Annotated in this window: 8 protein-coding genes; all 8 read right to left on the minus strand. The window is 33.4% G+C overall.

What is annotated here, in order from left to right:
* Positions 1-400: 400 nt before the first annotated feature.
* Positions 401-601 (minus strand): DUF2283 domain-containing protein, encoded by a 201-nt coding sequence (locus SVZ03_04290; GenBank protein MDY6933426.1) that lies wholly within the window; start codon positions 599-601, stop codon positions 401-403.
* Complete coding sequence (locus SVZ03_04295; protein ID MDY6933427.1) at positions 598-849, minus strand: DUF4258 domain-containing protein; 252 nt, start codon at positions 847-849, stop codon at positions 598-600. The genes SVZ03_04290 and SVZ03_04295 overlap by 4 nt, the downstream gene beginning before the upstream one ends.
* A gap of 629 nt (positions 850-1,478) precedes the next feature.
* Positions 1,479-2,201, minus strand: coding sequence for a DUF3784 domain-containing protein (locus SVZ03_04300; GenBank protein MDY6933428.1), 723 nt, complete (start codon positions 2,199-2,201; stop codon positions 1,479-1,481).
* Between the two features lie 225 nt (positions 2,202-2,426).
* Positions 2,427-4,184 (minus strand): AAA family ATPase, encoded by a 1,758-nt coding sequence (locus SVZ03_04305; protein ID MDY6933429.1) that lies wholly within the window; start codon positions 4,182-4,184, stop codon positions 2,427-2,429.
* 2 nt (positions 4,185-4,186) lie between these two features.
* On the minus strand, positions 4,187-6,400 hold the full coding sequence (locus SVZ03_04310) for a DEAD/DEAH box helicase family protein (protein MDY6933430.1): 2,214 nt from the start codon (positions 6,398-6,400) through the stop codon (positions 4,187-4,189).
* An 11-nt stretch (positions 6,401-6,411) separates the two neighbouring features.
* Entirely contained in the window at positions 6,412-8,127 is a 1,716-nt protein-coding gene (locus SVZ03_04315; GenBank protein MDY6933431.1) for a site-specific DNA-methyltransferase, read from the minus strand.
* A gap of 234 nt (positions 8,128-8,361) precedes the next feature.
* Entirely contained in the window at positions 8,362-9,498 is a 1,137-nt protein-coding gene (gene xerA, locus SVZ03_04320) for a site-specific tyrosine recombinase/integron integrase (protein ID MDY6933432.1), read from the minus strand.
* A 300-nt stretch (positions 9,499-9,798) separates the two neighbouring features.
* A partial coding sequence (locus SVZ03_04325) for a hypothetical protein (protein ID MDY6933433.1) occupies positions 9,799-10,056 on the minus strand: 258 nt, incomplete at its 5' end.

Here is a 10,056-nt window from a genome sequence, read left to right on the forward strand (position 1 = left end):
TGAAGAAGAAATAGTAATTTACGAATGTTGTTTATATAGTGCAAAATATATTGAAACACAAAATCACTATTGATTTGTGTAATATTATTATAAAAAAAGCAGGCTCAAATTGCAGCTAACGGTTTGCGGCTATGCAAAGTTTTTGCGGAACGTAGTGGAGCAAAAATTTGGGTGAAGCGAAGCGGAACTGCATAGCCGCTGTTATAAGATGTTGCTGGCTGGGATTTTTCTCTCCTTATTCATTCTTTAATCTTCCAGCGCTCATTCATCGCTTTAGTCGGTCAGGTAAAAACTATAAATAAAATCATTTATTGGGAGTAAATTTAATGATAATTTTTTTTTACATAGTAGTGTTGTAGCTTATTTCTCAATAACCATTACTACTAATTCCCAACAAATTTCATACAGTTTCATATTGCAAAGAACGAAGATTTAAGCTGGATGATCTCTTAGAAAGATTAAGTATCTCTACACCAACTACTTCATTCTGTTCATTAAAATCGATTACTATACCTGGTGAAACCTCTTCGGATTCCATTATTCTTGATTCATCAATTCTTAAATATAATGCATCTGCTTTTTCATCTACTTTCAGTTTCATAGCTTGTCCCTCATTTTCCTATCATAATATACTGTAACTATTCTAACAGGGTCAACTTTTTTATTTACAATAATTCTAAGAACACGTCCTCCAAATTTTGGTATTTTTGCAAGTAAATGTTCTAACTCGGGGTCATTTTCATCAGGAATCGATAATTGAGGATTTTGAAGGACACTTTCCATAAATTCAATGGGAATTTCACGTTCTTGTAAGACATGTTGAGCATGCTTTGTTAATTGATATTTCATTCGATTATTTACTTTTAAATTAAACTATGGGATATTTAATTGATAAATATTTTGCTACATGGACAAACAGCTTTTCTTGTATCTGGGTAACTAATTACCCTCAATATAGAGAAAATTGAAATAATAAAGAATACTACCATAGGATTACTGCATTATAGTTTTCACAAGCTATATTCATCGGTTTATTTCAAGACATTTTATTTACGTTTGTCCTTAACGTTGAAGGGTTTGCTACCCATTTGCGAAATTTTATTTTTTGGAAAATTTTACACTGTCATCCTTTTTTTTGTTCTAACTAATATATTCAGCTTATTTTCATATTCTTTTTGATTCACCTATGTGTAATCATTATGGGTTACAACTCACAAGTTGCTATTGAATTGACACTTTCTGCACAGATTTATATTGAAGTGGGTGAGTTGTTACGTTTCTTGAGTAATAATAGTTTGTTCATATTGTATTTTATTCAAAGAAAAATCCCAGCCAGCAATTTCTTATAACGGTTGGCAATATGCGGAGGCCGGGATTTCGAAGCTCCAACTTATCAAACCGTTACAATTTTGAGTAAATGTACAAAAGTTTAAATTACCCACATCCCCCGGCTTACGTATATTGCGTGTTAGCCACAGTTATTTATTGTCAATCAGCGTTCTAATCTCCTTGAATAATTTTTCAGTTTCAGATTTATCCTTAAAATTCACGATAATCTTGTCTTTATTATTCTTAGTCATAATCACGTACGGCGACTTATTTGAACTAATCAGTAATCGGGTTTTACCAAATTTGTCAAGGTTAAAGAATCCTTTTTTGACATCTCCAGAGCTAAAACCATTTGTCCGTGTTTTAATGTCAGGTATCAAATCCGAAAGCTCAACATTATCTAATTCGGAAACATTCATCTCAAATCCGTACATGCCTGATAATTTAATCATGTTGTTTGAAATATCAACTTTTGATGGTGAATATCCATATGTAAAAAGTCCAATCACAAACACAGCTACTAATCCAAGAATTATGTATGTTAGTTTAGCTCTTTTTGTTTTATCCTTGTTTTTATCAAATCTCTGTGCATTAATTACCATAATCAACACACCTATTAATGTTACAATTAGAATCATTGAATCTGCAATTACTGCAAATCCTATCCATTTAAACAAGTAGTATCCAGCTATAATTGACAATCCAATTATTATCAGGCTGTTTCGCATATATGTTGATAATCCAACAATATCAACATTTTTCTTTTTGTCATCGGACATTGTATTATATCCTGCTATCAAACTGGGAGTAGATTTAACTAAAAATCCTATGCCAATCATAAAAAGTCCAACGATAATGTTTAATATATCCATGATTTATCTGTTTTGGTTAATTGTGGCTAACGTTCCGCGGCTATGCGAAGTTGCCCGAAGCGTAGCGTAGGGCAATTTGGGAGAGGGCGGTACTCCGCCCGAACCGCATAGCCGCTGTTGTGTGATCGTGCCGAGGTGGACATTGTTCTAAAAACTGTTTCTTTCTTCATCTTTAAAACTCGCCCGTCTTTTCTTCGCCGAAGCACACGGATGTGCGTAGGCGTTTTAATTTATTCTCCTATAAATATTTTCTATAAATTCTTTGATTTCATTATTTGAATCCGTTTTCTTCCACTCTTCTTTTGTCATTTCATTAAAAACTTCAACATTCAAATCATTTTTAAAATTCTTTACCAATCCAATTTCTTTCAGATGCTTTGCAACATCAGTCTCATCTTGAATAGCGATTTTTGTTATATCTAAGTCCGTGCATTTTCTACATATTGCTTGTGGGTGGCAATAATTTTCTATTTCTCTTTTACTTAATTTTTTAAAATCCGCTGTGTCTTCATCACATTTTGCTTTTATTCTTTCGCACCATTTACCTTTTCCGTTTGACTGATCATCGCCGTCAACCATGACGGAATAAAAATTATTGCCTTTTAACTTCTTAAATAAATTAAGATCAGCATAATTTTTTAATGATCCACCACCACCAATAACACAAAGTATCTTGTCATTTTCCAAATCTTTATCGAGCACGGTTTTTGCGTATGTTTTTAGAAAGTGAATATCATCTACACCCTCAACAAAAATCAAATATTTAATCTCTTTTAAAAGATTATAATCAGGTCTTATTCCCAATTCATTTATAATTTGATCAATAATATTTTGTTCTTCTCTTGAATAATGAGATATGCCAAACTCATCTTTTGTAACTAAAATCGAGTTTTTCCCGTCAGTTGCTCCAGCAAAAACCGGCGAATGCGTTGTTAGAAAAAACTGTGAATCTTCCGAAATTCTAATAATGGAGTTTAAAAGATCTTGTTGTGCGGAGGGGTGTAGGTATGTTTCTGGCTCCTCAATAGCAAAAATTTGATTTTTTATGTTTTTCTTGTTTGCTAAATATTCAAAATACGCAACCATCAACAGTCTTTTAAAGCCTGTGCCTTTGTGTGAAATTGGAACATCAAAATTTTGTCCCTCAAATTCCAAATTTAAGTCAAACTTTTTTAGTGATTTGGACCAATCAAAATCCGTTGTTGGGTTAAGTTTTTTAAGCCCAGAAACATTTTTTGTCATGTATTTTCTAATTTCTTCAAACTCAGTCGCCAAGTCTTTTTTAAGACCCTTTTCGATTTCTGCGGTTTTATCTTTTGTTGTTTCAAAATATGCTGAAATAATCGGTTTAAATTGAGATTGAAAATTTGTGGCTTCAATATTCAAATCCTGCTCGGCATCAAAAAGAGAGTATTCAGGTAAACTTATTTCGTAGGTTTTTTCAATATTTTTCAAAAAATCTTCTAGCTCGTGGTAAGCGTCTGCTCTATCATTGCTTGTGAGTGCTGTTTTAATTTGCTCTATTCTGATTATATTTTTCTTGCCTCGCCCTGATTTATTGGGTTCTTCTCCAAGATTAGAGATAATTTGATTCAAATCTTGCTCTTTTTTATTCCAAAGGTTTTGATACTTTTCATCAGTGTAGTCATTTGATAGGTAATATTCAGTAGGTTTTGCTTTACCATTGACGACAACAAAATCTTTTTTGATTGTAATTAGTTTCTTGCTATCTAAGGCAAGATCATCAATTTCAACTGACGGCTCAAAAGATATTTCTATGGAAGTTATGTCGTCATCTTGTTTCCCTTTAAAAACATCTTTTGTATCAAATTTCTTCACATCAAAAAAACACGCTAACGCTCTAAGAATTGCTGATTTTCCAGCATCATTCTTTCCAACAAAAGTATTCAAATTAGAAATTTCTAAATTTTCTAATTTATCTATGCCTCGAAAATTCCGAATTGTAAGATATTTAATTCTCATAATTATATTTCCAATAATTCCCAGTTAGAAAAGTCATCGGGATTAAGCTCTGTTCCTTGTCCCTTGTAGCACATCCAGCGACCGGAAAAATCTTTGGAATTTGTATTTGCCACAATTCCGCCGGAAATGTTTTTGTGCTTTTTTATGTACTCTTGCAATCCATCGCTTTTTTCTCGTGCGTCTTTGATTGTGTTTCCGCTTTTCGTATCAAACAAACCAGTTTTTCCGTCTTTAAATTTCACAATGAAATCAACATAAAAAGGTTTCTGCTCTCCATTCTCAATGTAGGGCACGGCAAAAAATGTAGTGTCTCGGTCGCCATTTTTAAACCACCAATCAATCTGTTCTGATTTTTCAATAAATTTAATAAATGCTTCTTCGGTTTTCCATTTGTTGTCGTAATAAAACGGTTTCATTGCTGATAATTCGGTTTTAAGCTCCGTGAAGTTTCCGCCAAAATTCAACATTTCAGGCAATTCCCAATCTTCTGATTTTTGCAATTCCGCTTCTCGTTTTTGAGTTTCGGCAATGTATTTTTCTTTGGTGCTATCAATGACATTTACAAAATGCTGACTATTTTTCGGGCTTAAAACGATATTGATTATTTCAGCAAAACGATCGGTGTATTCCATACCGAAATGCATTCTAAAGAAATAGTAAATCGCTTCTTTTAACCTGCCGATCGAGCGATCTTCGGGATAAAATGGAGAAAGATTATTTTTAATAAAAAAGTCATAAAGCTTTTGTAAATCAGCTTCATTTTCGGTGTTGATTTTGGCTTCGCCTTTGATTTCTGCATTTGCTAGTTTATCAACTCCTTCTGCTTCATAATCTGAAATTAAAGACAGTTCCAGTTTTTGCCCTTTGGTTTCAATTTTCTTTTCAAGATCGTATTTTTTAGCCTCGTCCAAGAAAATATTGATAAACTTAGGACTTAAACGAGTTTTTTCTCTTTGGCGTAAACGATAAACTGATTCGAGTTTGATCGGTTTGTAATTTTCTATTCTTTGACTGGTATAAATCGTTACATAGCTTCTTGCTATGTCTTCCTTAATTTCAATATCAGCAAGGTTTGTAAACACAAAACCATGATTCAGGATTTCTTGTTTGTAGTGTCCAGCGTCGGGTTCGGGCATGCGCATAATTCGCCCAATTGTTTGGACCGAAAATGTGAGACTTTTCCAATCCCTGAAAAGCACTAACACTTGAGCGCGAGGGCAATCCCAGCCCAAGGCGATTGCTTGTTTGAAAATCAAAACTTCGGTTTCGTGATTGTTTTTTGCAATATTTTCAAGATTTTCCTTTTCTTCTGATAAGTAAATCGCCAATCTTCCGTTTTCTGTCGTCATTCCGTATTTATCTTTCAAAATACGCATAACATCATTTTTAACTTGATCTTCCGCTTGTGTTTTTCGGTCTGGTAATTGAATAAGTAAAAGCGGGTTTATATCAATTCCAGCTTCTTTGTAGGCTTTGGCAATTCCTTCTCGTTTCTTGAGTGCTTCTTCCAATACCATCGCATCTGTTCCGTCAGCCAGATTGGTTTTTAAACTGTCGCCAGATAAAACATTTTTAAAGTTTGGATTCAAGACAACTGATTTTTTGATCATCCCTTCCAGCTTTACTTCTTCCAAAGGAACAGAAACAATCTCATCGGGATTTGAAATGATAGGAGTAGCCGAAACTTCAATTGTCAGTCGTGGAGCAATGTCGGAAATTAAATTTTGTGAAATATCGCTTGTCGCATGGTGGTGGCTTTCATCAATAATTAAAACGATTTCTCGTCCTTCTTCCTTTGTATTCTCAACAATCTTGCCGAGATAAAACTCTTTTTCATTTTCTTTTACAATCGTGTTTTTGTCTTTTTTGTTTATACTTTCCCAGTTCAAAAACAAAATTTCATTTTCGCCAATCTGCTTGTCGGTCAAATCTTCAAAGTCGGAACACTCCAAAGCCCTTGTATCTTCATAATATTTTTCCAGCTTTTCCTTACTTTGCGTGTGTAGTTTTCTTGGAGCAGTCCAAATAAATGAAAGCGGGGTTTTAATTTCTTTGTCGTCAATAAGTTGCTTCAAAAATTCCGCCGTCATTATGGTTTTACCTGATCCAGTCGGAGCTTTGAAAATAACTTTCTTCTCGCCACTTTGAGCCAGCAATTCCTTGCTTCTGGTGAGAAGTTTTTTTATAGCCGTATTTTGATAATCTTTTAGTTGCATAGTTTTTCCAATTATTTAAATATTCTGCGATAAACGCGGAGTATCGCTTCCGGTATTGGTGATAATTTCACTTTTTTCTTCATATCTTCAAACTCCTCGTCAAAAGTATCATCTCCGAGCGAGAAAATATAAAGACTAAATTTGCCGTCAATTTTAGCGATTTCCTTTTTAAAATCATCTATCGCTTGATGATCAAAAACAATTCCAGTATATCGCTTCTTGTTTCGGAAAATCTTGTATTGCTTTGTTGATTTTACTTCTTCAAAAGTATCTTCTTTTACACAAAGCATTTCTGTTGCTTTTTCGGTTAGGGCGATTTTGTTTTTGTCTGTTAGGTCGGCTGGCACAAAGGCAGTTTTATAATATTTTAGATTTGCGGAAACACCGTCAACATCTGCGTAGCCTTCAATAACTTTTTTAACCCTAGGATAAGTAACTGCTTGGCAAATTCCGTGGGATTGTATTTCTTTTTCTGTTAATCCCTTTTCTCTGAGTTCTTTTTCTTCGCCATTTAATTCATTATTAGTGCAAAGAATAAACTTTCTATTTCCCCCATCTTCTTTATTTAAATCTAAAACCGCATGAGCAGTTGTACCTGATCCCGCAAAATAATCTAAAATAATTGAGTTGTTCTTATGAATTGTTGCACTTATACACTCTTTGACTGCAAAAAGAGATTTTGGGAAAGGAAACTTTGTTGAAATTATCTTTGATAAAAGTTGTGTGCCAAAAAGATTTGCATTGTAAAGTTTATTATCCCAAACAGTTTTGTAATTGAATCGTGTTTTTTTTCTTATAACATCGTATATTTTTCTTCTTTTATTGTACTCAATAGTTAGTTCATCTTTTATGCTTTCAACCGATTGTCTCGCAAATACCCACTTTCTTTCGTTTCCGGACGGATCAATAGGATAAATTTCAAGGACTCCATCCTTTCTTAATATATTGGCAGATTCTGGATGAAAATCGTCTTTGCACACTTCACCAAAACCAATTATTTTGTCATTTTTAACATATATTGGATAAAAACAATTTTTTGCAGCAGTTCTTAAATGATCACCAGTTGAAACATCTCGTAATGGTCTCGTGTCAGGATTATCTTCACGATTTTGCAAACCAATTTTTTTAAACCCTTTCGGAAAAATAAAATACGCATATTCATGATTGTAAGAAAAATTTTTTCCTTGAACTCCACCAGGATTATGAATAATAGTAATGCAATGTATTTCAAAGCCATGAAACAATTCTTCAAGTAATACCCCAAGATGTGCTTGTTCATTATCATCAATTGCACAAATTAGAACCCCATCTCTTTTTAATAATTTCTTAGCAAGTTTAAGACGATTATTCATCATAGAAATCCACTTGCTATGACGAAACATATCGTTGTTATCTACATAGTCATTATTATATTTCCAATCTTTTGCTCCCGTGTTGTACGGCGGATCAATATAAATCACATCAATTTTACCCTTGTGCGTGTAATTCAAAACCGAAAGGGCATGATAATTGTCACCCTCAATTAATAAATTTATTGGCTTTTCGGGGTCGGTGATTATCTCTTTACTTTTCACTTCTTCCAAAACCGGTAATTCAGTTTTGCATTGCTCAACAACATTTTCCGGTTTATCTTCCCAAACAAGACCATACTTTTTACGTTTACGAAGTTGTTCAATTTCTTTGATTAAGTCGTTTCTATCCCAATTTGTATAATCTTTTTTAGCCATTAGTATTTCCAATTCATATTTTTTCTTGCGAGCCAAGGATGGCGAGCATTCTTGACGGGCGAGTTTTTATTTCTTCTTTTCATTTTAATCATAACTGTTTTTGTCCACCTCGGCATGTCACACAACATCCGGACAAACGCAATATTGCGTTTACATCACCTATCTTTGGTATTAACTGCGTTTACACCCTGTATATGGTGGTGTAAACGCAGTAAGTGTCATTATCTCATTCACTTATTCATCATCTATTTGCATATCATCTAAAGGGCTCTTAATCTTATCCAACCCTTTTTTTGTAATATGTGTATATATTTCTGTTGTTCTTGAACTTTTATGACCAAGAATTTCTTGGATATATCTCAGGTCTGTACCCCTTTCCAACAAATGGGTCGCAAAACTGTGTCTTAATGTATGAATTGTGGCTTTTTTCTTAATATCTGTTTGTAATAATGCATTTTTAAAAATAGTCTGAACACTTTTCACGCTATATTTATCCCCATTTTGTCCTTCAAAAAGCCATTCTTTTGGTCTATAGTCTTTATAATACCGTCTCAACAAAACTACAACTTTCTCTGACAGCAGGCTTATTCTGTCCTTTTTCCCCTTGGCGTCTCTAATAATTATTATATTCCTTTTGGAATCAATATCAGTGATTTTCAAATCCACTACCTCGCTTAACCTTAGACCAGCAGAGTATATTAAATATATAATACATTTATGTTTCAGGTTTGATATCTGTTTTAAGATTGATCCCACTTCCTCTTCACTTAGGACAATTGGAAGTTTCTTTTCCTTTTTAGGGCGCTGAAAATAGTATTTACTTGTGGGTCTTCCCAGTACTTTTTCATAATAAAATTTTATAGAATTTATAACCTGATTTTGATATGAAGATGAAATATCTTTATTATTTATTATGTACAGAAGATATTCACGTATCTGTTCATCAGTAATATCTTTAGGATCATAATTATTATAGAAATTTAAAAACTGATTAAAATGTGAGATATAGGATTTAATAGTATTCCTGCTGTACCTTTTTAATTTTAATGTTTCTGTATATTCTTTTGGAAGATTAACATATTTAGTATTTTGGTTTTGAACTCTTTTTATATCTTGATGTTCTGTTGTTTCAATTCTCTCTTTATCATTTGTATTCAGGTTCTGTTTATATTTATTAACTTTAACCTCTGTATTAAATAGGTTTTCAATCTGCTTTTTGGCTTCTTCAGATTGTGGGATCACCCATGATTTTTGAGTCTTACTCCAATAGCAGCCTTTAATCTTCTGGGCATGCTGCTTGGTAAAGATCAAGGATTGAGTCTTGATTTTATATCTGTTATTTGAAATGGGAATTAAGATGTATTTATTCATAGTATAATTCAGCTAGGGGAATAGCCATCCCTTAAGATTATTATACATTACTTCATCTTAGAGATATATTCTCAATTACGTCAAATGATTCAGCGCTTTCATTACTATAAAATCAACCCGTTTTTTCTGTCTATCCTTCGCCATCCTTGAATCTCCTTCATCCTTACTATTATAAATCGAGTAATTAACTGCTTCTCTCCTCTCACGGCATATCATCCATAATTGGTTGAGATTTTATTACTTCATAATCTGAACTGGCGCAACTAAAAGCGGTATGAGAATAAACATGTAGCTTAATTTCTAATAATTTGAATCTTGAATCAGAGCAGGCCAGGTTTTCCATGCAGTAGGATAAGCTCCTTTTTCCAAATCAACAAAAGGAATACCAAGCTTTGTGCAAGGAATACCAAGCTCTGTGCAAGGAATTCCAAGCTCTGTGCAAGGAATTCCAAGCTCTATGCAAGGAATTCCAAGCTCTATGCAAGGAATTCCAAGCTCTATGCAAGGAATTCCAAGCTCTATGCAAGGAATTCCAAGCTCTATGCAAGGAATTCCAAG

Source organism: Spirochaetota bacterium, assembly GCA_034190085.1.
GTDB lineage: Bacteria > Spirochaetota > UBA4802 > UBA4802 > JAFGDQ01 > JAXHTS01.